The sequence below is a fragment of the Kocuria sabuli genome (genome assembly GCF_040981185.1).
In the GTDB taxonomy this organism is placed as follows: domain Bacteria; phylum Actinomycetota; class Actinomycetes; order Actinomycetales; family Micrococcaceae; genus Kocuria; species Kocuria sabuli.
Window position 1 is genome coordinate 16,905 of record NZ_JAVHZE010000012.1, and the last position, 22,077, is coordinate 38,981.

The 22,077-nt window shown below is 72.8% G+C and carries 20 protein-coding genes and 1 pseudogene; 11 read left to right on the top strand and 10 right to left on the bottom strand.

Translation table 11 applies throughout. The features are described 5' to 3' along the window. Nucleotides 1-138: 138 nt before the first annotated feature. Both RE027_RS12200 and RE027_RS12205 read left to right on the top strand, forming a co-directional pair. Nucleotides 139-1,035 (top strand): annotated as a pseudogene (locus RE027_RS12200) (nucleoside hydrolase); the annotation flags it as partial. Between the two features lie 51 nt (nucleotides 1,036-1,086). Next, nucleotides 1,087-2,013: a ribokinase gene (locus tag RE027_RS12205; RefSeq protein WP_438612435.1), complete on the top strand. Its 927-nt coding sequence runs from the start codon at nucleotides 1,087-1,089 to the stop codon at nucleotides 2,011-2,013. A gap of 332 nt (nucleotides 2,014-2,345) precedes the next feature. Here the strand turns inward: RE027_RS12205 and RE027_RS12210 are convergent, their stop codons facing one another. Continuing rightward, nucleotides 2,346-3,113: a VldE C-terminal domain-containing protein gene (locus RE027_RS12210; RefSeq protein ID WP_368808540.1), complete on the bottom strand. Its 768-nt coding sequence runs from the start codon at nucleotides 3,111-3,113 to the stop codon at nucleotides 2,346-2,348. A gap of 303 nt (nucleotides 3,114-3,416) precedes the next feature. Between RE027_RS12210 and RE027_RS12215 the strand changes: the two genes are divergently transcribed. The 3 genes from RE027_RS12215 (at nucleotide 3,417) to RE027_RS12225 (ending at nucleotide 7,474) form a co-directional block, all read left to right on the top strand. Beyond that, the gene (locus tag RE027_RS12215; protein WP_368808541.1) at nucleotides 3,417-4,559 is read left to right on the top strand and encodes a calcium/sodium antiporter; all 1,143 of its coding nucleotides are present in this window, start codon (nucleotides 3,417-3,419) and stop codon (nucleotides 4,557-4,559) included. A 495-nt stretch (nucleotides 4,560-5,054) separates the two neighbouring features. Beyond that, nucleotides 5,055-6,482, top strand: a complete 1,428-nt coding sequence (locus RE027_RS12220) for a GntP family permease (protein WP_368808542.1) — start codon at nucleotides 5,055-5,057, stop codon at nucleotides 6,480-6,482. Nucleotides 6,483-6,517: 35 nt separating this feature from the next. Further along, nucleotides 6,518-7,474: an NAD(P)-dependent oxidoreductase gene (locus RE027_RS12225; protein ID WP_368808543.1), complete on the top strand. Its 957-nt coding sequence runs from the start codon at nucleotides 6,518-6,520 to the stop codon at nucleotides 7,472-7,474. Nucleotides 7,475-7,493: 19 nt separating this feature from the next. On the opposite strand, the gene RE027_RS12230 is transcribed toward RE027_RS12225, so the two are convergent. Then, nucleotides 7,494-7,934, bottom strand: a complete 441-nt coding sequence (locus RE027_RS12230; RefSeq protein ID WP_368808544.1) for an ester cyclase — start codon at nucleotides 7,932-7,934, stop codon at nucleotides 7,494-7,496. Nucleotides 7,935-8,174: 240 nt separating this feature from the next. On the opposite strand from RE027_RS12230, the gene RE027_RS12235 reads away from it, so the two are divergent. The 4 genes from RE027_RS12235 (at nucleotide 8,175) to RE027_RS12250 (ending at nucleotide 12,283) form a co-directional block, all read left to right on the top strand. Next, complete coding sequence (locus tag RE027_RS12235) at nucleotides 8,175-8,513, top strand: ABC transporter permease family protein (RefSeq protein ID WP_368808545.1); 339 nt, start codon at nucleotides 8,175-8,177, stop codon at nucleotides 8,511-8,513. Between the two features lie 111 nt (nucleotides 8,514-8,624). Next, the gene (locus RE027_RS12240) at nucleotides 8,625-9,923 is read left to right on the top strand and encodes an AI-2E family transporter (RefSeq protein ID WP_368808546.1); all 1,299 of its coding nucleotides are present in this window, start codon (nucleotides 8,625-8,627) and stop codon (nucleotides 9,921-9,923) included. Between the two features lie 164 nt (nucleotides 9,924-10,087). Further along, nucleotides 10,088-11,191 (top strand): hypothetical protein, encoded by a 1,104-nt coding sequence (locus tag RE027_RS12245; protein WP_368808547.1) that lies wholly within the window; start codon nucleotides 10,088-10,090, stop codon nucleotides 11,189-11,191. Nucleotides 11,192-11,266: 75 nt separating this feature from the next. Continuing rightward, nucleotides 11,267-12,283, top strand: a complete 1,017-nt coding sequence (locus RE027_RS12250; protein WP_368808548.1) for a DNA topoisomerase IB — start codon at nucleotides 11,267-11,269, stop codon at nucleotides 12,281-12,283. Nucleotides 12,284-12,371: 88 nt separating this feature from the next. On the opposite strand, the gene RE027_RS12255 is transcribed toward RE027_RS12250, so the two are convergent. Next, nucleotides 12,372-13,595, bottom strand: a complete 1,224-nt coding sequence (locus RE027_RS12255) for an FG-GAP repeat domain-containing protein (protein ID WP_368808549.1) — start codon at nucleotides 13,593-13,595, stop codon at nucleotides 12,372-12,374. Between the two features lie 289 nt (nucleotides 13,596-13,884). Then, nucleotides 13,885-14,148, bottom strand: coding sequence for a hypothetical protein (locus RE027_RS12260; protein WP_368808550.1), 264 nt, complete (start codon nucleotides 14,146-14,148; stop codon nucleotides 13,885-13,887). Between the two features lie 354 nt (nucleotides 14,149-14,502). Here RE027_RS12260 and RE027_RS12265 point away from each other — a divergent pair, with 354 nt between their 5' ends. Next, a complete protein-coding gene (locus tag RE027_RS12265; protein WP_368808551.1) occupies nucleotides 14,503-15,186 on the top strand; it encodes a DUF6544 family protein in 684 nt (227 codons plus the stop codon). Nucleotides 15,187-15,205: 19 nt separating this feature from the next. Here RE027_RS12265 and RE027_RS12270 read toward each other — a convergent pair whose 3' ends face one another. Next, nucleotides 15,206-16,111 (bottom strand): hypothetical protein, encoded by a 906-nt coding sequence (locus tag RE027_RS12270; protein WP_368808552.1) that lies wholly within the window; start codon nucleotides 16,109-16,111, stop codon nucleotides 15,206-15,208. Between the two features lie 229 nt (nucleotides 16,112-16,340). Between RE027_RS12270 and RE027_RS12275 the strand changes: the two genes are divergently transcribed. After that, complete coding sequence (locus RE027_RS12275) at nucleotides 16,341-17,162, top strand: VOC family protein (RefSeq protein ID WP_368808553.1); 822 nt, start codon at nucleotides 16,341-16,343, stop codon at nucleotides 17,160-17,162. A gap of 128 nt (nucleotides 17,163-17,290) precedes the next feature. Here RE027_RS12275 and RE027_RS12280 read toward each other — a convergent pair whose 3' ends face one another. The 5 genes from RE027_RS12280 to RE027_RS12300 all read right to left on the bottom strand — a co-directional run bounded on the left by RE027_RS12280 (nucleotide 17,291) and on the right by RE027_RS12300 (nucleotide 21,975). Beyond that, a complete protein-coding gene (locus RE027_RS12280) occupies nucleotides 17,291-17,548 on the bottom strand; it encodes a DUF6480 family protein (protein ID WP_368808554.1) in 258 nt (85 codons plus the stop codon). A gap of 208 nt (nucleotides 17,549-17,756) precedes the next feature. Beyond that, entirely contained in the window at nucleotides 17,757-18,398 is a 642-nt protein-coding gene (locus RE027_RS12285; protein ID WP_368808555.1) for a TetR/AcrR family transcriptional regulator, read from the bottom strand. A gap of 91 nt (nucleotides 18,399-18,489) precedes the next feature. Next, nucleotides 18,490-21,003, bottom strand: a complete 2,514-nt coding sequence (locus RE027_RS12290; RefSeq protein WP_368808556.1) for a glycoside hydrolase family 3 protein — start codon at nucleotides 21,001-21,003, stop codon at nucleotides 18,490-18,492. Between the two features lie 175 nt (nucleotides 21,004-21,178). Next, nucleotides 21,179-21,562, bottom strand: coding sequence for a fluoride efflux transporter FluC (locus RE027_RS12295; protein ID WP_368808557.1), 384 nt, complete (start codon nucleotides 21,560-21,562; stop codon nucleotides 21,179-21,181). Then, the gene (locus RE027_RS12300) at nucleotides 21,559-21,975 is read right to left on the bottom strand and encodes a fluoride efflux transporter FluC (RefSeq protein WP_368808558.1); all 417 of its coding nucleotides are present in this window, start codon (nucleotides 21,973-21,975) and stop codon (nucleotides 21,559-21,561) included. Before RE027_RS12300 ends, RE027_RS12295 begins: the two co-directional genes overlap by 4 nt. Nucleotides 21,976-22,077: the final 102 nt, after the last annotated feature.

The following is a 22,077-nucleotide window of genomic DNA, read 5'->3' on the forward strand; positions in this document are numbered from 1 at the left end:
GGTGCGGAGTCGGCCCCGTGCGAACGGCGACGCCGGTGTGGTACGGGGTACTCTAGCCTGATCGTTGCGAGGTCCCTTTCATGGACCGACTCGAAGATCGACCGACCCGGAGATCGACCGACCCGGAGGGTGAGAGCGATGGCCGATCCGGATGCCCGTCCCTTCTACCTGGACTGCGACACCGGCATCGACGATGCCGTCGCCCTGACCTATCTGACGGCCACGCCCTCGGTCGACCTGCGGGGCGTCGGCACCGTCAGCGGCAACACCGACGCCGTGACCGCTGCCCGCAGCACCGTGGATCTGCTGGCCCTGCTGAACCGGTCCGACATACCGGTCGCGGTCGGCGCTCAGCACCCCCTCGGCAGCCGGTTCGGCGGAGGCAGCCCGGAGGTGCACGGCGCCGGCGGCATCGGGGACGTGCACCTGCCGAGGGCGGACGCCGAACCGGTGACCGAATCGGCGGATGCGATGCTGATCCGGCTGGCCCATGAGCATCCGGGCGAGCTCCAGGTGCTGGCCATCGGCCCGTTGACCAATCTCGCCCGCGCCCTGCGGCAGGATCCCGCCCTGCCCGGGCTGGTGGGCGGCGTCACCGTCATGGGCGGTGCCGCCCTGGTCCCCGGCAACCGGACGCCGGTCGCCGAGGCCAACATCCTGCACGACCCCGAAGCGGCCGCCGAGGTGCTCGGTGCCGCGTGGGAGGTGACCCTGGTGCCGCTGGACGTCACCATGGTCAACCTCCTGGACGAGGACCAGCGGGAGCGGCTCGCCGCCATCGACCATCCGGTGATGCCTCCGCTGGCCGCGATGCTCGAGCGCTACGTCGACTTCTACGTCGAGGTCTTCGGCCGGCCGTCGTCCGCCGTGCACGACCCCTTGGCCGCAGCGATGGCGGCCGGCACCGTCCGGCTCGGCCTCGCACCGGTGGTCCGGGTCCAGGTCGACACGACCGACGGTCCCGGGCGCGGCCAGACGATCTGCGACATGCGCGGCCGCTACGCCGGCTACCCTCCTCCGGCCGGAGCCCGGTGCCGGGTGGTGCTCGAGCTGGCCGAGGACTTCGCGCCGCACCTCCTGAGGACGTTGCGCCGGCTCGGCCCGTCCTCGTCGGAGGAGTCCGTGCGGCCGGCGCTCACCGTCGTGGGCAGCATCAACATCGACCTGACGGCGGTCTGCGAGCGGCTGCCCGCTCCCGGAGAGACCGTCGGCGGCGCGACCCTGCAACGGCAGCCGGGGGGCAAGGGCGGCAACCAGGCCGTCGCGGCGGCTCGACTCGCCGGTCGCTCCCGGATGGTCGGCGCCGTCGGCGACGACCCGGACGGCGACGTCGTCCTCCGCAGCATGGCGGCCGCCGGAGTCGACGTCTCCGGCGTCGGACGCGTGGTGGCACCGACCGGCACCGCCCTCGTCGCCGTGGACCGCCACGGGGAGAACCAGATCGCCGTCTGCGCCGGTGCCAACGCCGAGGTGTCCCTCGACGACGTGTCCTTCGCGGCGGAGGACGTCGTGCTCTGCCAGCTGGAGATCGAGCTCGGAGCCGTGCAGGAGACCGCCCGGCGGACACCGGGCTTCTTCGCCCTGAACGCCGCCCCGGCCATGTCCCTCCCGGGTGATCTGGTGGACCGGTGCGACCTGATCGTCGTCAACGAGACCGAGTACGCCCTCATCCCCGAGCTGGCCGACGCCGAGCTGGTCGCGGTGACCTACGGCGCCGAGGGCTCGGCCCTCTACAGCCATGGGCGACGGGTCGCCTCTGCCCCCGGCAACGAGGTGGCCGTCGTCAGCACGGTCGGCGCCGGTGACGCGTTCTGCGCCGCGCTGGTGCTGGCCCTCACCTCCGGGCTCGACCACGAGACGGCGCTCCGCGCCGCCAACGCGGTGGGCGCCCATGCCGTCGGCGACCCCTCCGCGCAACCGGCCTTCCTGCCGTTGGCGCACTATCTGCCGCCCCCAGAGGGCATCGACGAGAACCCGTCGACCGAGGAAACAGGATCTGCCGACCTCTCCTGACCTCTCGCAGAGCCATCCTCCCCGTGGGAGAGGTCTGTCGGTGAGCGGCTCGGAGGCGCCGTCCCGTGCCACGCGCTGGTTTCCTCCGTGGTGGTCTTGACGTGGTGTCCTTCGGCGCCTCCGGGGCAGGGCCATCCTGCGCCGGGGGGCGTGGGCGACGTCGGGGAAGTGCCCGGTGAGATCGGGGGCGGATCCGGTGGAGATGCCCAGCCGCCCGCACAGCTCGGCCGGGCCCGGGAGATCGTGGCCGCTCATCACATGGTTCAGGGCGGAGTGGTCCAGCGGCCGCAGTTGCGGTGATGTTTCCACTGATGGAGGTCTCGACCTGCTCCTCAGCCAGGACCTCCGCGCAGCACGTCCACGTGCACGTGGTCGAGGTGACGCAGGATCTCGTTGCCGGGATCGGGCGCGTCGTAGTCCTGCCACTGCCCGCGCGCGCTGCGCGCGCTCCAGAACCGGTCGTCGAAGATGACGTACTGGACGTCCAGGTCCTCGGCGTGCGCGACCAGCCAGTGGGCCAGCAGCCACCCCTCACGCCGGTTCTCCTCGGTCACCGGGCGGAAGAAGACGTCGATGGCGCGGCCGTCGTAGTGCGTCGACTCGGCTCCGTGGCCCTGGTCGATGCCGCCCGGGGCGAACCCGCCCAGGCTCTGCTCACCGAACACCTCGGTCATCGCCTCCCGGAGCCGTTCGGCGCGCGGTGTCAGGCCGGTGGCGGTCAGCTGCTGTTCCTGCAGGTCCTCGGCGACCGAGCCCCGGCAGGTCAGGCTCGGACCGGCGTCCCCGGGCGGCCCGTCGGCCAGCCGCTGCAGCACCGCCTCGTCGATGCCGGAGGTGTCCGGTGCCTCCACCCCGCGAGCCGTGAGCGCCACCGCCGTCGTGGCCCGCTTCGCCTCGTCACGGTCGAGCCCCACCTCCCCGTCCGAGGTCTCGACCGTGCACTCCGGGCCCCCTCGCAGCCAGCCGTCCCCCGCGCGCAGGCCGCTGAGCAGGCCGGGCCCGAGGACCACCAGTGCTCCCGCGAGCACCGCGAGCAGGAGAAGGCCCAGGAGCAGCCGCACGGGGCGGTGCCGGCCCCCCTGCGTCTCATCGACGCTCATCGCCGGCGCGCACGCAGCACGGTGACCTCGTGGCTGCCGGTGGCGGCCGGCTCACGGACCAGGGCTGAGCCGGGGACTGCGGCGCCGAGCACGGCGATCCTGCCTGCGATGACGCACCTGCTTCCTCTCGTGGGGTGACGGTTCCAGCTATAGCAGAGCAGACGGCCCCCGGCGAGGGGCTCCACGGAGCGGCAGGAGTTCCCGTGCGGGCGCTGTCCGACGGCCGGGATGTGGACGGGCGGCGCGCACCCCGCCTCGTGAGGGGCGCACGGGGTCCGCCCCGGGCTACGTACACTCCTGCCCATGGACGCTCTTGATGTGGGTCGGATCGTGGTCGGGCTGGTGCTGCTGGTGCTGGGCGGAGAGTTCCTGGTGCGAGGGGCGTCAGCCCTGGCGCGGCGCGTGGGGATCTCGTCCTTGGTGGTCGGGCTCACCGTGGTCTCGGCCGCCACCTCGGCACCCGAGCTGGCGGTGACCGTCGGGGCCGTCCTGCGCGATGAACCCGGGCTGGCCGTGGGCAACGTGGTGGGCAGCAACATCGTCAACGTCCTGCTGATCCTCGGGATCTCCGCACTCGTCCTCCCCCTGGCCGTGAAGCAACGGTTGGTGCGGTTCGACCTCCCCCTGATGGTCGCCATGTCGGTCGCGCTGCTGCTCGTGTCCCTCGACGGACGGATCAGCGCGGTGGACGGGCTGATCCTCTTCTGTGCTGTGGTCGTGCACACGGTGCTGACCGTCGTCATCAGCAGGCGCGATGCGAAGTCCCCGGCCCGTGCCGCGGTCCCGGCCGGCGGCTCGTCCGTCCCCGAAGCCGCCGGAGAGGGGGCGGAGCCGCAGCCTGCGTCGATCGGCAGGTCGTTGCTGCTCGTGGTGCTGGGGGTCGCCCTGCTGGTCGGCGGGGCGACGCTGCTCGTCGAAGGCGCGGTGAACATCGCCACCACGCTGGGTGTGAGCAGCCTGGTCGTCGGACTGACCGTGGTGGCCGTGGGGACGTCGCTGCCCGAGCTGGCGACCTCGATCATCGCGGTGCGCCGTGGCGAACGCGATCTGGCCGTGGGCAATGTGGTGGGCAGCAACATCTTCAACATCGGGGTGGTGCTCGGGCTGCCTGCTCTGATCTCTCCGGAAGGCATACCCGTGTCCAGCGCCGCGGTGGCCTTCGACATGCCGGTGATGCTGGCCGCCGCCGTCGCACTGCTGCCCATCGCGTTCACCGGGTTCGCGGTGGCCCGCTGGGAGGGCGCCCTCTTCGTGGCCCTGTACCTCGCCTACACCGGATACGTCGTCCTGGCCGCCACCGCACACGACGCGCTGGAAGGATTCACCGCGGTCATGGCCTGGTTCGTGCTGCCGCTGATCGCGGTGACCCTCATCTCCTTCACCGCCTACGAGATCGGGCTGCGCCAGGGACGCCGGGACCCCGGCCGAACCACGAGCTCCCCGTAGTCCCAGCTCCTCGGCGCCGGCCGGATCGACGAGGCCGGGGCAGCGCCGGTGCCGCGGACGGGGGCGCCGCAGACGGCAGTTCCGAACCCGGACCGCTGCACGCCGTCCTCGTGCTCCGAACCGTCGCCCGGATCCCCGCATCCGGCCGGCGAACCACGACGACGAGGAGCACCCTGGTGCGGTCGAACCGGTCCGCTCGACTTCTTGTCCGTGACGCCATTGCCCCCGGGCGTGGTCTGTGTCACACTTCACACTATCAGTGTTGACTGTTAACAGTTGATTCGGACGCCCGGGCTCAGCGTACGAGCGGGTCATGGGTGGGTGTGCGTTCCCATCCACCACCCGGGGTCCGATCGCCCACATGTTCCGATGACTGTCCTCGCGGACGACATCGACGGTGTCCTCGGGCGAGGGAAGCCGGCGACCGATGACCCGCCCGTTCTGCGACCGCCGTGCGTCTGCCGGTGGTCCGGCACTACCCGTATCGGAGAAGACATGGACACGCTCGTCCTGATCCATCTCGCCATCGCGGTCATCGGCATCGTCCTGATGATCGTCTGGGCGAAGATCAACCCCGTCGTCGCGCTGGTCGTCGGCGCGCTCTATCTCGGTGTCGCCGCCGGGCTCGGCTTCGAGGCCTCGGTGGCGGCCGTCAACACCGGTTTCGGGGCGCTGATGGCCGAGGTCGGGCTGATCATCGGCTTCGGCGTCATGATCGGCACCACGCTCTCGGCGACCGGCACGATGCAGCGCGTCGTCGACGGCCTGCTGAAGCTCGTCGGGCCCAAACGCTCGCCCTACGTCCTGGGGCTGACCTCGGGCATCATCTTCCCGTCGATCTACTTCGACGTCGCCCTGGTCATCCTCGCCCCGATCGCCGGTGCCATCGCCAAGCGCACCGGCAAGAGCATTGCGACCCTGGCCGGTTCGCTGGCGATCGGGCTCGAGGTCGGCCTGCTGATCGTGGTCCCCGGTGTCGCAGCGATCGCGGTCGCCGGACCGCTGGGCGTCCCGATCGGCACCATGCTGCTGTGGGGCATCCCGCTGGGCATCTTCTTCATCGTCTCCAGCATCTTCGTGCACGACCTGATGATGCGGAAGATCTTCGACCCGGTGAAGGACCGGCAGCACGACTTCGACGACTCCATCTTCGGAGAGTCGATCGAGGAGGAGCGCGCCCGCCTCGAGACGCTGCGCGAGGCCGGGCCCACCGCCGCCGGCACCACCGAGGTCGCCGGCGCCTCGGCGGGCACCCTGGTGGTGACCCCTCCGACCCGTCAGCTGCCGCTGCCCGTGGCGATGCTGCCGGTCATCGTGCCGATCCTGCTCATCATCCTGGACACGGTCACCGGACTCATCGGCCAGGAGATCGCCGTCCTCGGCTTCCTCGGCAGCCCCGTCGTCGCCCTGCTCATCGGCCTGCTCATCGGCATCGTCCTCGCGATCCCGGCCGTCACCCGCGACGGCATCGACGACCTGCTCACCCGCGGCGCCCAGACCTCCGGATCGATCCTGCTGTTCACCGGTGTGGCCGGATCCCTCGGGCAGGTGATCACCGAGGTCGGCATCGGGGACATGATGGCAGCCCTGTTCCAGGCCAACACCGCGATCCCGGTGCTGCTCACCTGGACCGTCGCCGCGACCCTGCGCATCGCACAGGGCTCGGCATCGGTGGCCGCGATCACCGCGGCCACCCTGCTCGCCCCGATCATGGGCTCCATCGACGCCCCGCCGATCCTGATCCTGCTGGCCGCCGGCACCGGCGCCGCGTTCGGCGCCCACGTCACCGACAACACCTTCTGGATCTTCAAGCAGATGCTCGGGTTCACGACCAAGGGGACGTTCAAGATCTACACCCTCGCGCAGTCCACCTTCGCCGTGATCGGCCTGGCCGTGTGCCTGCTGCTGGACCTCATCATCTGAGCCCACCCCGTCCCGCACACCGTCAGGAGACCCCCATGCCACGCATTCCACCGCGCAGGATCACCTTCATCGGGATCGGGGCCATCGGCCTGCCGATGGCAGAGCAGCTCCTGGCCGCCGGATTCGAGGTCACCGGCGTCGACCCCCACCCCGCTCAGCGGGCGAGGGCGGCCTCGCGAGGAGTGCCGGCCGAGGAGGCACCGGTGTCCGCGGCAGAGGCCGACGTGGTGGTGTGCATGGTGGCCACACCGGAGCAGCTGCGGACCGCCGCGCTGGGCGCCGAGGGCGTGCTCCAGCACATGCGCGAAGGCAGCGCCCTGGTGGTGATGAGCACCGTCGGACCCCGTGCGGTGCGCGAGGTGGCGGACGCGGCCCCGCCCACCGTGCGCGTGCTCGACGTCCCCGTCACCGGCGGCGTCGCCCGAGCGGTCACCGGGGAACTCAGCCTGTTCGCGTCCGGTGACCCCGCGACGGTCGAGGACGTGCGGCCGGTCCTCGACGCGCTGGGAACGCTCATCGACTGCGGCCCGGAGATCGGCCAGGGCCAGTCGTACAAGGCGGTCAACCAGCTGCTGTGCTCCGTCCACATCGTCGCCGCGGCCGAAGCACTCGCCTTCGCCGAGGAGCTCGGCCTGGATCCCCGGAAGGTGCTGCCCGCCGTCGCCGGCGGCGCCGGTGGCTCGTGGATGCTCTCCGACCGCGGCCCCCGCATGCTGCAGGGCCCTGACGCCGAGGTGACGAGCACCATCGGGATCTTCGTCAAGGACTCGACCCTGGTGCAGGACATCGCCGACGAGATCGGGTTCGACGCCCCGATGGTCACCGCCGCCCAGGCGAAGTACCGGGCCGCCCGGGAAGCCGGCTGGGAACGTCAGGACGACTCCCAGGTGATCCGGACCTACCGACGGCGACCCCCTCCGCGCCCCGGCGCACCGGTCGAGCACGGCGGTGCGGATGACCCGCAGCGGAGGAGTTCTCCACGCACCCGCTGAGCCCCGGAGGTGTTCCTGGCTAGTGCTCGGTGTGCCCGAGCTGGCGCAGGATCCCGGCCGTGTCGAAGTACCGGTGCTCCTCCACGACCTGTCCTCCGGGACCGAACCGGCAGAAGAGCACCATCGGGAACCGCAGTCGGCGTCCGGTCGGCGGGAACGTCCTGGTGGCCAGGACGAGTGGTCCCGCGTGCACCCCGGCGATCGTCACCTCTGCTGCCGCGCAGTCCCCGTCGGCGACGACGCGGATGAGCTCACTGCTCGCATCGGGCATCGCGATCATGTAGGCCCGCGTGTCGTCCTGCACGGGTTTGCGTCCCTGCAACGGCTCCCGGTACGAGGGGTGGACGACACGGGCGTCCTCCGCGTACAGGGCGGCGACGCCGACAGCGTCATGGGCGTTGAAGGACTTCGTCCACTGCTCGATGACGTCGCGATGGTCTGTCGTTCCTGATGCGCTCACGGTCGATGTCCCCTGTCCTGAGGCCCTGCCGGCTGCGGGCCTCTCTTCGACGGTAGGAGGCCGACGATCAGGACCCAAGAACCTCACCGGATGTTCTTCGCGCCGTCGACTTCTTGACATCCCGGGAGCCCGTGTGTCGGCTGCCGGGGACTGTCGAACGCGGACCGGGGGTCGGGGGTCAGCGGCGGATTCGGCGAGGCGATCGCCCCGCTGGGGCTGCTGGTGGCGATCGGGGCGGTCATGCCCATCGCCAAGGACGCCGGGGTGGTCTTCGGGCCGCTGATCGGGTTGATGGTCGTGCCCTTCTGCGCCATCATGATCATCCGCGACCCGGGTGCGGTGATCGTGCAGGTCTTCACCTGGTCCCCGCTCACCGCCCCGGTGACCGCCATGCTGCGCAACGCACTCGGGACCCTCGACGCCCTCACCACAGGAATCGTGATCGCCGAACTGTTCGTGCTCGGACTCCTCGTGCTGCGGCTGGCGGTGCAGCTGTTCCGCTACGGCTCCATCGCCTACACCGACAAGCCCGACCTGCAAGCCGTCCTGGGGCGGAAGAGCGTGTCAGCTGGCAACTGACCTCCGGCCCGCCCCACCAGGGGCACCGGACGGGACGGCCCCGGCCCCGGGCGATCGCCCGGCTGTCGGTGCGGGTGAGACGACCGGGGTCCGGCGTGTCAGGATGTGGCCATGGCTCCGCCCCCGAACGACAGCACGGGCTCTGCCGGTCCGTGGCCGGACCGGGAGCTGCCGTCGTCGCGCGATGATGCCGCCGCGGGGGTGCCGGTGCCGGTGCGGGTGGCGGCGGCCTGGTCCTGGCGGCTGCTGGTCGTGGTCGCAGCCGTGGGACTGTTCGGCTACCTGCTCTCCACGGTCGTGGTGGTCGTGATCCCGGTGCTCATCGCGGGTCTGGTGGCCGGTCTGCTCTTCCCGGTGGTGAAGTGGGCGCGCCGCCACCGGGTGCCGAGGGGAGCGGCCGCCGGTCTCACCGTCCTCGGCCTGGTCGGGGTGGTCGTGGGGCTCCTGGTGCTGGCCGGGCAGCAGATCGTCGTGGGCTTCACCCAGCTCTCCGGCAGCGTGGTGGTCGGCACCCGGCAGCTGCTGGACCGGCTGGAGGACAGCCCTCTCGGCATCGACGTGGGCAGTGTCGACGACTGGATCAACGACTTCGGGACCACGGTCGAGAACAACAGCGAGGCGATCCTGGACGGGGCGATGTCCTTCGGCTCCACGGCCGGACATGTGCTGGCCGGAGTGGTCATCATGCTCTTCACCCTGCTCTTCCTGCTGATGGAGGGCGAACGGATCTGGTTGTTCCTGGTCCGGCTCTTCCCGGTGCCGGTGCGCCGCGCGGTCAACGGTGCGGGCCGGCACGGGTGGACGGCGCTGGTGCAGTACGCCCGGGCCCAAGGGCTGGTGGCGGGCATCGACGCGGTGGGCATCGGGGTGGGCGCGGCCCTGCTCGGGGTGCCCCTGGCCCTGCCGATCGGCATCCTCGTGTTCCTGGGCTCCTTCATCCCCATCGTCGGAGCCGTGGCCACGGGGGCGGTCGCGGTGCTGGTGGCCCTGGTGACCAACGGGGTGACCAATGCGCTGCTGATGCTGGGCGTGGTCGTGCTCGTCCAGCAGCTCGAGGGCAATGTGCTGCAACCCCTGATCCTGGGCAAGGCCGTCTCCCTGCACCCGCTGGCCGTGTTCCTGTCCGTGGTGACCGGCTCGATCCTCTACGGCATCGCCGGGGCACTGTTCGCGGTGCCGGTGCTGGCGTTCCTCAACACGGTGGTGCGCTATCTGGTGGGCGGGGCGTGGCGGACGGACGACGAGATCGGCTGGGAACCGTTCTACTACCCCTGGGAGATCCGCAGGCACGCCCGGCGCCAGGAGATGACCCGGGAACAGATCATGGGACAGCTGGAGCGGTTCCGACGGGTCCGGGCGAAGGAACGCCGGCAGGCTCGGACCGACCACGAGAAGAAGGACGCCGGGTGACCCGGCCGGAGCATCACGGGCGCGGAGCGGACCTGGAACGGGACGGCCCACCCCGTCAGGATCCCTTCCCCTGCGTGCCGGGGTCCGTCGGCCGGACGAGGACCCTGCGGACCGCGACGCCGGGCCGAATGGTGTTTCCCCGGGTCCTGCCCCAGGATTGAGCGGTGCCCGACGACCGTTCCGCCACCGCCACCGACCCCAGCCCCGACCACGGCTCCGTCCCGGAGCTGCTGGTCGGACTCGTGCTCTCGCCGCAGATCGCGAGCGTCCTGCCGCGGGACCTCGCGGCCTCCCTGCCCGGCCCGCTGGGTGAGCGCTATCCCGGAGTGCGCTGGCGTGTGGCCGCGGCCGAGGACCGGCTGGTGGTCCCGCCGGCCGACGGGCTCGACCTGCTCGAGGCCGCCCGCGACCGGATGCTCGACGAGGACTGGGACCTCGTCGTCGTGCTCACCGACGTCCCCCTCAAGGACGGCCGCAGTCCCGTGCTCACGCAGCTGAGCCCCGTGCACGGCGTGGGTCTCGTCTCCGTCCCGGCCCTCGGCGCGGTGCACGTGGGACAGCGGGTCCGGCAGTCCGCGGTCCGGGTGGTGGGCCACCTGCTGGGCCACGACACCGAGGACGCGGACGACGCCGAGGCGCAGGAGGAGCTCGTGCGCCGGGCCCGGCAGCGCGCGGAGGACCTCGGGGACCGCCCGGAGGACAACGCCGTGCAGTTCACGGCCCGGGTGCTGGGCGGCAACGTGCGCCTGCTGCTCGGGATGATCCGGGCCAACCGGCCCTGGACCCTGGTGGTGCGGCTGTCCCGGCTGCTCGCCCTGGCCGCTGCCACCGGAGTGCTGACCCTGGTGGCCTCGGACCTGTGGCTGCTCGCCGCCGCCTACGGGCCGTGGCGCCTGACGCTGCTGGGGCTGCTCTCCGTCGGCGCGGTGACCGGTGCGCTCGTCGGGGGCGCCCGGCTGTGGGAGCGCCCGCGCCGGCGCGCCGAGCGCGAGCAGGTCGCACTGTTCAACCTGGCCACGGCCGCCACCGTAGCCATCGGCGTGGTCGTGTTCTACGCGGCGGTCTTCGCGCTGTCCTGGCTCGGCGCGCTGCTGCTCGTGGACGGCGACGTGTTCGCCGCGGTGGTCGGGGCCCCGGTCGGAGCCCTCGAGTACGCCAAGCTCGCGTGGCTCACCGCCACGCTCGCCACCGTGGGCGGCGCCCTCGGGGCCGGGCTGGAGGACGACGACGCCGTGCGCGCCGCCGCCTACACGCGCTCGGAGCCCTGACCCCCGCGCCCGCCCCGACAGTCAGTAGACTTGGTGTCCCCGGCGTGGTCCGGGAGCTCATCCCGAGAGGACACGATGACCGCCACGCAGCAGACCCCGCCCGCGCCCCGCACCCCGCGCCGGCCCCGGCTCCGGCGCAGCAACTGCCACCGGCCCGGGATCACCCGCCGCGGCTACGGCAAGGGCTTCTCGTACCGGCACGCCGACGGCACGAAGGTCGAGGCGTCCGAGGAGCTCGAGCGGATCCGGGGCCTGGCCATCCCCCCGGCCTGGAAGGACGTGTGGATCAGCCCGCAGCCCAACGGGCACATCCAGGCCACCGGGGTGGACGACGCCGGACGGCGCCAGTACATCTACCACCCCCGGTGGCGGGAGCTGAAGGACCGGGAGAAGTTCGACCGCGTCCTGGACTTCGGCGACACCCTGCCCCGCGCCCGGCCGGCGGTGACCCGGCTGCTGCGCGCGGAGGGCGCCACCGAGGACAAGGCCTACGCGGCGGCCTTCCGCCTCATGGACTCCGCCGCCCTGCGGATCGGCAACGAGGAGTACGCCCAGTCCAACGGCTCCTACGGGGTGACCACCCTGCTGGTGCAGCACGTGCGGGTGGACGGGGAGGACGTGCACCTGGACTTCCCCGGCAAGAGCGGGCACCAGTGGTCGGTGACCCTGCGGGACGCCGACCTCGTCGCCGCGATCGCTCCCATGCTGGAGCGCGGCGCGGACGAGCCCGCCCTGGCCTACCAGGACGAGGACGGGCAGTGGACCCCCACCACCAGCGCCCGGCTCAACGAGTTCGTGCGGGTCCGGTGCGGGGCGGACTTCACCGCCAAGGACTTCCGCACCTGGCAGGGCACGGTGAGCGCCGCCCTGGCGCTGGCCGCCCGCGCGGACACGCGGCCCACTCAGAGCGCCCGGAAGAGGGCGGTGTCCGCGGCCGTGCGGGAGGTCGCCGAGCACCTGGGCAACACCCCCACCGTGGCGCGCAGCTCCTACGTGGACCCGCGGGTGATCGACCGCTTCCACCACGGGGAGACGATCCACGCCGACACCTACCGGGCGGCCGAGCGGAACCTGCGGTCGTTCCTCTCCTGAGCCCCGTGGGCGTCCCACCGACCGCTGCCGGTGGGACGCCCTGGACCTGCTCTTCGCCTCCGTTTCGCGCCACGAGGGCGCGGAGCGCTCAGAAGAGCTCGACGAAGGTGGAGGAGTAGCCGAAGCCGACGACGTCGTCGCGGCCGTCACCGTTCACGTCACCGAGCTCCCTCGGGAACCGCTCCTCGGTCCAGCCCTGGGCCACCCCGAAGTTCGCGACCTCCAGGGCGGGGGTGCTGAACGTGTTGTTCGCCCGGCCGTAGGAGACCCAGGTGCCGCCGTAGCCGAAGCCGACGATGTCCTCGATCCCGTCTCCGTTCATGTCAGCGAGCTCCCGCGGGTGCTGGTCCACGGTCCAGCCCTGGGCCACCCCGAAGTTCTGCACCTTCCGGACCGCCGTGCTCAGGTTCCCGTTGGCCTGCCCGTAGGAGACCCAGGTGCCGCCGTAGCCGAAGCCCACGACGTCGTCGCGGCCGTCGCCGTTCACGTCACCGACCTCCCGCGGGTGCTGGTCCACGGACCAGCCCTGAGCCGCCCCGAAGTTCTGCAGCTTCAGCGCGGGAGCCGTGAAGGTGTTGTTGGCCTGCCCGTAGGAGACGTAGGTCCCGGCGTGGCCGAAGCCGACGATGTCGTCGCGGCCGTCCCCGTTGATGTCGGCCAGTTCCCGTGGGTACTGGTCCTCGTCCCAGCCCTGGTTGGAGCCGAAGCTGTTCAGCTTCAGCGCGGGAGCCGTGAAGGTGTTGTTGGCCTGCCCGTAGGAGACGTAGGTGCCGGCGTTGCCGAAGCCGACGATGTCGTCGCGGCCGTCGCCGTTGACGTCCCCGAGCACCCGCAGGTGATCGTCGACGTTCCAGCCCTGGTTGGAGCCGAAGCTGCCCAGCTTCAGCGCCGGGGCGGTGAAACCGCCGTCGGCCTGCCCGTAGGAGACGTAGGTGCCGGCGTTGCCGAAGGCCACGATGTCGTCGCGGCCGTCGCCGTTGACGTCCCCGAGCAGCCGAGGGTGCTCGCCCACTCGCCAGCCCTGGTCGTAGCCGAAGCTGCCCAGCTTCAGCTCTGGTGCGCCGAACGTGCCGTCGGCCTGGCCGAGGGCCACGTAGGTGCCGCGGTAGCCGAAGCCCACGACGTCCTGACGGCCGTCGCCGTTGACGTCGGCGAGCTCCCGCACGTGCAGGTCGACACGCCATCCGTTGGTGTAGGTGAAGTAGGGCTGGGCAGCGGCCTGGGCCGCGGTGCCGGTCAGGGCCACGCCCCCGGCGGCAAGGGCGACGGTCGTGGCGCCGGTCAGCAGACGCGAGGTCGGTGAGTGCTTCATGTCGGGTCCCCCAAGAGGTGAGCAACTGATGCGTTCCGGATGGAATCCGGGCACATGAACGTCCTCGTCGGTCGCACAGGAGGCGGACGGAGACGCCACGACCCGTCCAGCGTTCCCGGGCTCGGTCCTCGTCGGCGGGACCGGTCATCATCGGCCGGGCCGGTTCAGGAGAAGGTGCGGGAGGGCTGGTCCCACCAGCGTAAATGTCCATGCATCTGTTCACCAGAGAAGGGGCAGAGCGCGGAAATCTGTCGTCGCAAACGTTGCCGGCCGTGAATCACGGAGGACGTCAGCGCCGGATCCCGCGTCGGCAGTACAGGACCGGGCCGACGAAGTCGAGGGCGATGACAGCCGCCCACTTCCTCTTGCTGCCGTTGACCTCCTCGGCGGGGCGCAGGGCCAGGTCCGCCCAGGCCGTGGCGGCCAGCGAGACCTGCACGGACGCCAGCGTCAGCAGCGCGGTCTGCTGCCGGGGCGTGAGGTCCTCCCACCTGGTGCTCCTCCAGCCGGCGCCCTTCCGAGTGGTGTTCTCTCTCGTTCCCGTGCGTGTCATGGTCGTCCTCTCGGTGTCGGGGACCCGGCGTCCGGCTCCGTCTGCTGCCCGACGTGGGGCAGCACCTCCTGGGTCGTCACACACCTCGTGGGCCATCCTCCCCTCCGCCGGGCACCGCGTCCGAGTGTGACGGAGGGTCACGGGCGAGTGCCGGCTCCGGCGCCCCGGGCCGGGCCGTCGCCGGGGCCACCGGTCTAGCCTGGGGGCATGACCCGGCGCCGGACCCCGTCGCAGCATCCTCCCGCCCCAGTCCCGTGGCCGGTTGCGGGAGCAGCCCGGTCACGGCCGCTGCCGCGGGCCGCCCGGCGGCACTGGGCCGCGCTGGACCGTCCGGGCTCGCCGGTTCCGCCCGCGGTGGACCCCTCCGCGCTGGCCGCCCTGCCCGAGCCCGCCCGCCGTTGGCTCGCCCGGGCGCTGCCGCCCGGCACTCCCGCGTGGTCCGTGGCGGAGCTGTCCATGCACGGGGAGATCCGGCTCGGCGGCAGATGGCGGGCCTTCACCGCGCGACAGCTCATCGCCCCCGGCAACGGCTTCGTGTGGGCGGCCCGCACCCGGGTGCTCGGCCTGCCGGTGACGGGCTTCGACCGGTACGGCCCCGCCGGGGCCGAGATGCGCTGGCGGCTGCTGGGCGCCGTGCCGGTGATCTCCGCCGCCGGTCCGGACATCGCCCGCAGCGCGGCGGGGCGGCTCGCCGGTGAGGGCCTCCTCGTGCCGCCCGCCTGCGTGCGCGCGGGGTGGTCCGCGGGCCCGGACCCGGACACCGCCGTCATGTCCTGGATCCTCGGGGGGACGCGGGAGGATGCCCTGGTGCGGGTGGACCCGGAGGGACGGCTCCGGGAGCTGAGCATGCAGCGCTGGGGCGACCCCGACGGCACCGGGTTCGGCCGCCACCCGTTCGGTGTGGCACTTTCGGAGGAGGCGATCTTCACCGGCGTGCGGGTGCCCACGGTGCTGCGGGCCGGCTGGGCGTGGGGGACCGGGCGGCAGGCCCAGGGGGAGTTCTTCCGGGCGCGGATCGAGGGCGTCCGCTTCCGCTGAACGGCCTTCCCGATCCAGGTCACCGCTCCGGATCGCGGCCCGCGGAGCGTCCGTCCGCCCGGCCGGTGGCGCGGAGCAGGGACACCAGGACGGCGGCGGACGCGCCCGCCAGCAGCACGAACCCGCCCATCGGCCCGAGGACCTCCGGGACGGTGAACCGTACTCCCGCCAGCAGCTGAGCAGCCGTCTGGGCGATGATCAGGGGCGCCGGCAGGATCTCCAGGACCAGCAGGGACAGGGCGAGGAGGTAGCCCAGGGGCCGCCGGCGCAGGATCAGCGTCCCGGCCAGGAACGCTGCCGGGACGATGACGGCCAGGTCCAGGACCATGGTGAACTCGGTGGTGTACGGGCCCAGCCCGGGCGGTGCCGCACCCGTCAGCGCCGCCGTCAGCAGGGGAACGCCCCACACGGCGAGCAGGCCCACGCCGCTGGCGAGCATGAGGGCGGCGGGGCCGCGACGAGGCGTGACCGCCGGGAAGAGGGTGTGCAGCTCCTCCGCGGGGAAGGAGGCGAACAGCAGCACGAAGGCGTACAGCGCGGCGGAGAACACGGCGGCGTACAGCAGGGAGAGCCGGTTGTGGGCGACCGCGCCGAGCGCGCACCCGGCGTAGACGTAGAGGACGTAGCCCAGGGCGCCCAGGAGGAGCAGTCCGGAGCGCCGGCTTCCCCGCCGGTACCCGACCGCGGAGACCGCCAGCAGAGGCAGTCCCAGCAGCAGGGCGACCAGGTCCGTGGCACGGCTGCCCGCGGCCGCGAAGACGGTGTCGTACCGGTACAGGCCCCGGCCCCAGATCTCGGCGCGGGCACCGCGCAGCGTCTCGAACGGATAGGGTCCGTTCCCACTCGCCGCGAGCAGCCCGACGGCGGAGGCCGTGGCCGCGAGCACCCCCGCCACCGCGACCAGCACCGCGCGCGAGACCCGCATGGCGCACCCCTTCCCTCGTCCGGGAGAGCCCCTGTCCGGAAGAGCCCCAGCGTAGGCGGGCAGACCGCTCTGCGGGAACGCCCGGGCGGTGACCGGCGCACAGATGTCACGGCGGGGTGTTCCCTTCCGCGCCGGGGAGGACGAGCATGGGAACGAGGAACCGCAGGGTACGGCCCGCGTCGTCGCATCCGGGGGACGCTGTCCCGGCGCGCAGGGGAAGGACGCCGTCATGGTCGAGCGCATCGACCGGTGGCCCACGGGGGCGCCGTGCTGGGCGGACCTCATGGTCGCCGATCTGAACCGGTCCGTGGACTTCTACGCCGCCGTGCTCGGCTGGCGGTTCACACCCTCGGACCCCGAGCACGGCGGCTACTGCAACGCCCTGGTGGACGGCGAACCCGTCGCGGGGCTGTCCCCGGCCCTGCCGGAGATGGAGGACGACCCGCACGCGTGGGCGGTCTACCTCGCGTCCGACGACATCAGGGCGACCGGCAGGGCGGCTGTGGCCGCCGGGGCCCGGCAGCTGTTCGAGCCGATGGACGTGGGCAGCTTCGGCACCATGGGCGTGTGGATCGACCCCACGGGTGCCGCCTTCGGGGTGTGGCAGCCGCGGGACCACACCGGGTTCAGCGTCGTCGGCACGCACGGCGCCGTGGCCTGGTGCGATCTCCTGACGTCGGACCAGGCGGGTGCCGAACGGTTCTACGCGGAGGTCTTCGGCTACACCTACCAGGACATCGGGACGCGGCACGAGGCCCACGCGGTGTTCACGGTCCCCGGCATGGATCGTTCGCCCGGCGGGATCGGGGTGCCGGCCGAGGACGTCGACCACCTGCAGGCGGCGCCGCCCCTGTGGTGGGTCTGCTTCGAGGTCGACGACGCCGACACCGCCGCCGAGCGCGTCGTCACCGCCGGGGGCACACTGGTCCAGGAACCGGAGGAGTTCGGCTACGGAGAACTCGTGTTCGCCGCGGGCCCGGACGGGGAGCGCTTCGCGATGACGGGGCCCTCCTCACGACCCCGGACGGAGGCGCGGGACAGCCGGCGGTGAGCGCCGCCCCGGGCCGGATCCGGGCGGCGGGGAGATCCGCCGTCGGTCCGGTCCTCCGGGCCCGGAGGACCGGCGCGCCCGAGCTGCAGACGCCGAGGCTCAGGCGCCGAGGCCCAGGTGCTGGGGCCTCAGAACATGCCGACGATCGCCCCGACGAACCACAGCACGGCGAAGAGCACGACCAGGCCGAGGATGGCCACGATCGCGATCTTGCCCTTCGCGGAGTCCCCGGGGTGGTCGACGTCGAGCTCGTGGTTGGTGGGTCCGACACCCGAGCCGGCATCGGGGGGAGAATCTCCCTCGATGCTCCGGCCGGATTCCTCGTTCAAGGCATCCTGGGCCTTCTCGGGGTCGTTGCGCGCTTGCTCGGGATTGATGTCGGCCACGGGGCCCTGCCTTCTCGGGTCGGTCCTGCTGGGGACGGTTGTTCCAGCTGAATAGCAAGCCTACTGGTGATGTGGGCGGGTGCGGAAGGGGTTTCCCGGGCACGACCGGCACTATCGGCGTCACCCCGTCCACCCGGGGGGGGCGCCCGGCCGGATCGCCGGCCACGAGCCGCGGGTCGCGAGGCCTGGACCCGGGTCCGGGGCGGTTTCAGCGCTCCCAGCGGTGGCGGAGGGAGTCGACCAGCACCGCGAAGTCCTCGGCCATGTCCGGGTGGTCGCGGTCGGAGAGCCATTGGATCTGCAGGCCGTCCATGGCGGCGACGACACAGCGCACGATCGACTCCGTCGGGGCGTCCCCGGCCAGGCGGCCGTCCGCCGCGGCCTCCGCCAGCGCGGTCCGCAACTGCTCGGCGATGGCGCGGTGGTGGAGGCGCAACCAGGTGTTGGCGGGGTGCTCGGGGTCCACCGCCTCCCCGGCCACGGTGGTGAACAGGCGCACGATGCCGGGCTGTTCCTGGTTGTGCCGCACGAGGTCCGCCAGGCTCTCCAGGAAGGCCCAGCCCCGCGGCCGACCGCTGCCCGGCGGCTGGATCCGCGCGGCGTCCATCTCGTCGCGGCGGTCCATGACGGCCTGCAGGAGGACGTCCTTGGTGGGGAAGTAGTGGGTCAGCCCCGTCTGGCTCATGCCGCAGGCCCGGGCCACCTCGCTCATCGAGGTCCCCCGGTAGCCCACCACGGAGAAGACCTCGGTGGCGGTCGCGAGGATGTCCTCCCGCCGGGCGGCGCTGTCGGCGCCCCGGGGGCGGCCCCGGCCGCGGCGGGGCCGGGGAGGCGTGGTCTCGGTGGCCATGGCCTGCTCCTGGGGGCGCGTCCTCGCCGGACCGCCCCGGCGATCGGAGTGCGGGTGGGGTGGGGGCGGCCGACCGCCCCCACCCCGGTGCTCAGGCCAACGATACGCGCGCCCGGACGTCGCCCAGCCCGCGGGCGACGACCAGCTCTCCGCCCGCGGCCAGCGGCGCCCAGGTGCCGGTGGCCTCGTCCCAGCGGCGCCGCAGCCGCTGGTCGCAGGCCACCGTGACGGTGGCCGTGGCTCCGGCGGGCACCTCCGCGCCGCGGTAGCCGACCAGGCGGATCGGCTGGTCGTCCTCGGCGGGGTCCAGGTAGACCTGCACGGTCTCGCGGGAGTCCCGGTCCGAGGTGTTCGTGACCTCGACGTCCACCACCAGCCCGGCCTCGCCCTCGTGGGCCTGCACGGCCCCGTACTCCCAGGCGCCGTAGCCCAGCCCGTGGCCGAACCAGAACAGCGGGGCGGGGGCGTGGCCGGCGTGGAAGCCGCGGTGGCCGATGAAGGTGCCGTCGTCGTAGGACAGGACCAGGTCCTCGTCCGGGACCACGTCCCAGGCCGGGGCCGCGCCGTCCGCGGCCGGGTAGCTCGTGACCAGGCGCCCGGTCGGCTCCAGCTCGCCCGTGAGCACGGCCGCCACCGCGTGCCCGCCCTCCTGCCCCGGGAGACCGGCGACCAGCACCGCGTCCACCTGGTCCAGCCAGGGCATGAGCACGGGGGTGGCGGCGTTGACGACGACCACCGTGCGCCGTGCGGCCGCCGCGACCCGGGCCACGAGCTCGTCCTGCCGGCCGGGCAGGGCCAGGGTCGTCTTGTCCGCCGCCTCGGTCTCGTCCTCCTCGGTGAGCCCGACGACGACGACGGCGGTGCCGGCGGCGGTTGCCGCGGCCTCGGCGTCGACGATCAGCGCGTCGTCGGAGCGCGGGGCCGGGACGGCGACCAGTGCGGTGATGCCCATGGCGGACATGTCCAGCAGGTGGCTCTCCTCGGCCAGGTCCAGGGCGGGATCACCCAGGAGCGTCTCGCGCCAGTCCACCGGGTCGAGCGCCACGGTGGCCGTGACGGTGGCCCCGGCCGGCAGCTCGAGCACCTCCTCGAAGGCCGGTGGGCGCAGCATGGACTCGCCCGGGTCCTTGCCGGCGAAGCCGAGCTCGGCCGAGACCTCCCGGTCGCCGGCGGCCACGGTCCAGCGGCCGGCGCCGATCGCGCCGAGCAGCACCGGCCCGGCCTCGTTGGCCAGGGTGGTGGTGAGCACGGCGGCGGCCGGGTCCTGGTCGAGGTCGTCGTCCCAGCCGATCGAGATCGCGGAGGAGTCCGAGTGGTACCGGGCCAGCTCGGCGCCGTCGGCGGCCAGTAGGGCGACCTCCATGCCCGCGGTACCGGTCGCGGGGTCGGTGAGGAAGACCGGGTCCGCGGGGACAGCGCGGGCCCGCACGGCCACGCCGTCGGCGACGCTCACACGGTTCCCGAGCAGCGCGGTGAGCCCTTCGGCGACGGTGGACTGGTAGGGCGGGACGACCTTCGCGGAGCCTCCGCCCATGTCCACGGTGTCGAGCGCGTGCCGGCCGATCAGGGCCACGTTTCCCGTGTCGGCGAGGGGCAGGGCGCCGTTGTTCGCCACCACCGTCATGCCGCGGGCGGCGATGCGGCGCAGCTGCTCCTGCCGCCGGGGCGAGTCCACCGCGGGCAGGTCCTGAGCCCACTGCCGGGGCTCCTGTCCGCCGGCAGCCAGGCCCCCGACCCGGTCGGCCAGGCGCAGCAGCCGCAGCACGTGGCCGTCCACGGTCTCCTCGGTGACCTCCCCGGCCCGCACGGCGGCCACGAGGCGCTCGCCCCAGGGGCCGTCGGGGCCGGGCATGACCAGGTCCAGGCCGCCGTTGGCGGAGGCCGCGGTGCGCTTGGTGGCGAACCAGTCGCTCATGATCAGCCCGTCCCAGTCCCACTCGTCCTTGACGATCCGGTTCTGGACGTGGTCCTGCTCGGTGGCCGGCACCCCGTTGACGTCGTTGTAGGCGGCCATCATCGACCAGGCGTGCGCGTCCTGGACCGCCATCTCGAACGGCAGCAGGTAGAGCTCCCGCAGGGCGGTCTCCGAGACCCGGGAGTCCATGAAGTTGCGCAGGGTCTCGGACTCGTTGGCCACCAGGTGCTTCAGGCACGCGGCCGTGCCGCGCTCCTGCATGCCGTTCACGTAGGCGGCGGCGGTGCGCCCGGTGAGGTAGGGGTCCTCGGAGTAGGCCTCGAACAGCCGTCCGCCCAGCGGGGTGCGGTGCAGGTTGATGGTGGGTCCGAGCACCACGTGGATGTGCTGGCGCTGGGCCTCCTCGGCCAGCATCTGCCCCACCTCCTCGGCGATCCCGTCGTCGAAGGAACCGGCGATGAGCGTGGCGTTGGGGAACAGGGCCACGGCGTCGCCGCCGATGAACTTCAGCCCGCGCACCCCGGTGGGCCCGTCCGAGAAGGCCAGGGGCGCCAGCCCGATCCGGTCGCTGCCCGGCAGGGTGAAGGCGGTCTCCCCGGTGAGCAGATGCACCTTCTCCTCCAGGGAGAGGCGGCCGACGAGCTCGCTGAGCCGGGTGGTGCGAGCGAGGGCGTGTGTCGTGTCGGTCATGATCACTGCACTTTCTTGACGGGGAGGATGACGAGGGCGGCGGCTGCTTCTGCCCCAGCACGGGGGCGGCCAGGAGCGCCAGGGCCGTCGGCGGAACCATGAATAGTGAATACGCACTATTCCACAGGGTGAGCGGTGTCACCAGGGGTGCCGAAGGATGTCGCAGGGGCGGGGATCAGAGCAGCGACGTGGTCGCGGCCAGCCCGGCGAGGACGGCCAGCACGGTCAGCGCGGCGGTGCCCACGGCGTTGCACGCTGCGCGCAGGGTCTCCCCGTCCCGGGCCAGCCGCACGGTGTCCGCCATCGCGGTGGAGAAGGTGGTGTACCCACCGCAGAAGCCGGCGACGGCAGCGGCGGCGGCGGACCCGCCCAGTGCCCCGGCCGCCGCGGCCCCGGCGAGCACCCCGGCCAGGAAGGACCCGCTCACGTTGACGGCCATCGTGCCGGCCGGGAAGGTCGTAGACCAGCGCTGCCGCACCGCCCCGTCGACCGTGAAGCGTGCCATCGCCCCCAGTCCGCCCAGCAGGCAGACCAGCAGCCCGGTGAGCAGGGCGCTCACGCTCGCCGTCCCCGGGCGGCGAGGAGGGTGCCGGCCAGGCAGGCCGTGAAGCCGCCGGCCAGCGAGAGCCCCACGTAGGCCAGTGCCTGCCCGGCGGCACCGTCCGAGAGCATGTGCTGCGTCTCGAGGGCGAGCGAGGAGAACGTCGTGAACCCGCCCAGCGCCCCGGTCCCGGCACCCAGGCGCAGCAGCAGCCCGCGGGGGGTCTCCGCGCCGCGGCGGAGGAGGGCCTCGAGGAGCACCCCGAGCAGGAACGCCCCGAGCAGGTTCGCCGCGAGGGTGGCCACCGGCCAGCCGGCCGCAGCCGGCAGCAGCACCGAGAGCCCGTGGCGGGCGCCGGTCCCCAGGGCCCCGCCCAGGCCCACGGCCAGGACCAGGACCAGGAGCAGGCGCCGGTGCGGCGGTCGGCTCATCGCGGGTCTCCTCGTGGCGGGTCTCGGCGTGGGGTTTCCCGTCCGGGGCGGACGGCGGCTCGATCCTACCGGCCGGTCCGTGCCTGCCGACCGGTCCGTAGG

Excerpts from the sequence above, each read along its gene's own strand:
- RE027_RS12210 (WP_368808540.1), bottom strand. The coding sequence starts at position 3,113 with ATGAGCGTCGATGAGACGCAGGGGGGCCGGCACCGCCCCGTGCGGCTG.
- RE027_RS12215 (WP_368808541.1), top strand. The coding sequence starts at position 3,417 with ATGGACGCTCTTGATGTGGGTCGGATCGTGGTCGGGCTGGTGCTGCTG.
- RE027_RS12220 (WP_368808542.1), top strand. The coding sequence starts at position 5,055 with ATGGACACGCTCGTCCTGATCCATCTCGCCATCGCGGTCATCGGCATC.
- RE027_RS12225 (WP_368808543.1), top strand. The coding sequence starts at position 6,518 with ATGCCACGCATTCCACCGCGCAGGATCACCTTCATCGGGATCGGGGCC.
- RE027_RS12235 (WP_368808545.1), top strand. The coding sequence starts at position 8,175 with ATGCCCATCGCCAAGGACGCCGGGGTGGTCTTCGGGCCGCTGATCGGG.
- RE027_RS12240 (WP_368808546.1), top strand. The coding sequence starts at position 8,625 with ATGGCTCCGCCCCCGAACGACAGCACGGGCTCTGCCGGTCCGTGGCCG.
- RE027_RS12250 (WP_368808548.1), top strand. The coding sequence starts at position 11,267 with ATGACCGCCACGCAGCAGACCCCGCCCGCGCCCCGCACCCCGCGCCGG.
- RE027_RS12255 (WP_368808549.1), bottom strand. The coding sequence starts at position 13,595 with ATGAAGCACTCACCGACCTCGCGTCTGCTGACCGGCGCCACGACCGTC.
- RE027_RS12260 (WP_368808550.1), bottom strand. The coding sequence starts at position 14,148 with ATGACACGCACGGGAACGAGAGAGAACACCACTCGGAAGGGCGCCGGC.
- RE027_RS12270 (WP_368808552.1), bottom strand. The coding sequence starts at position 16,111 with ATGCGGGTCTCGCGCGCGGTGCTGGTCGCGGTGGCGGGGGTGCTCGCG.
- RE027_RS12275 (WP_368808553.1), top strand. The coding sequence starts at position 16,341 with ATGGTCGAGCGCATCGACCGGTGGCCCACGGGGGCGCCGTGCTGGGCG.
- RE027_RS12285 (WP_368808555.1), bottom strand. The coding sequence starts at position 18,398 with ATGGCCACCGAGACCACGCCTCCCCGGCCCCGCCGCGGCCGGGGCCGC.
- RE027_RS12290 (WP_368808556.1), bottom strand. The coding sequence starts at position 21,003 with ATGACCGACACGACACACGCCCTCGCTCGCACCACCCGGCTCAGCGAG.
- RE027_RS12300 (WP_368808558.1), bottom strand. The coding sequence starts at position 21,975 with ATGAGCCGACCGCCGCACCGGCGCCTGCTCCTGGTCCTGGTCCTGGCC.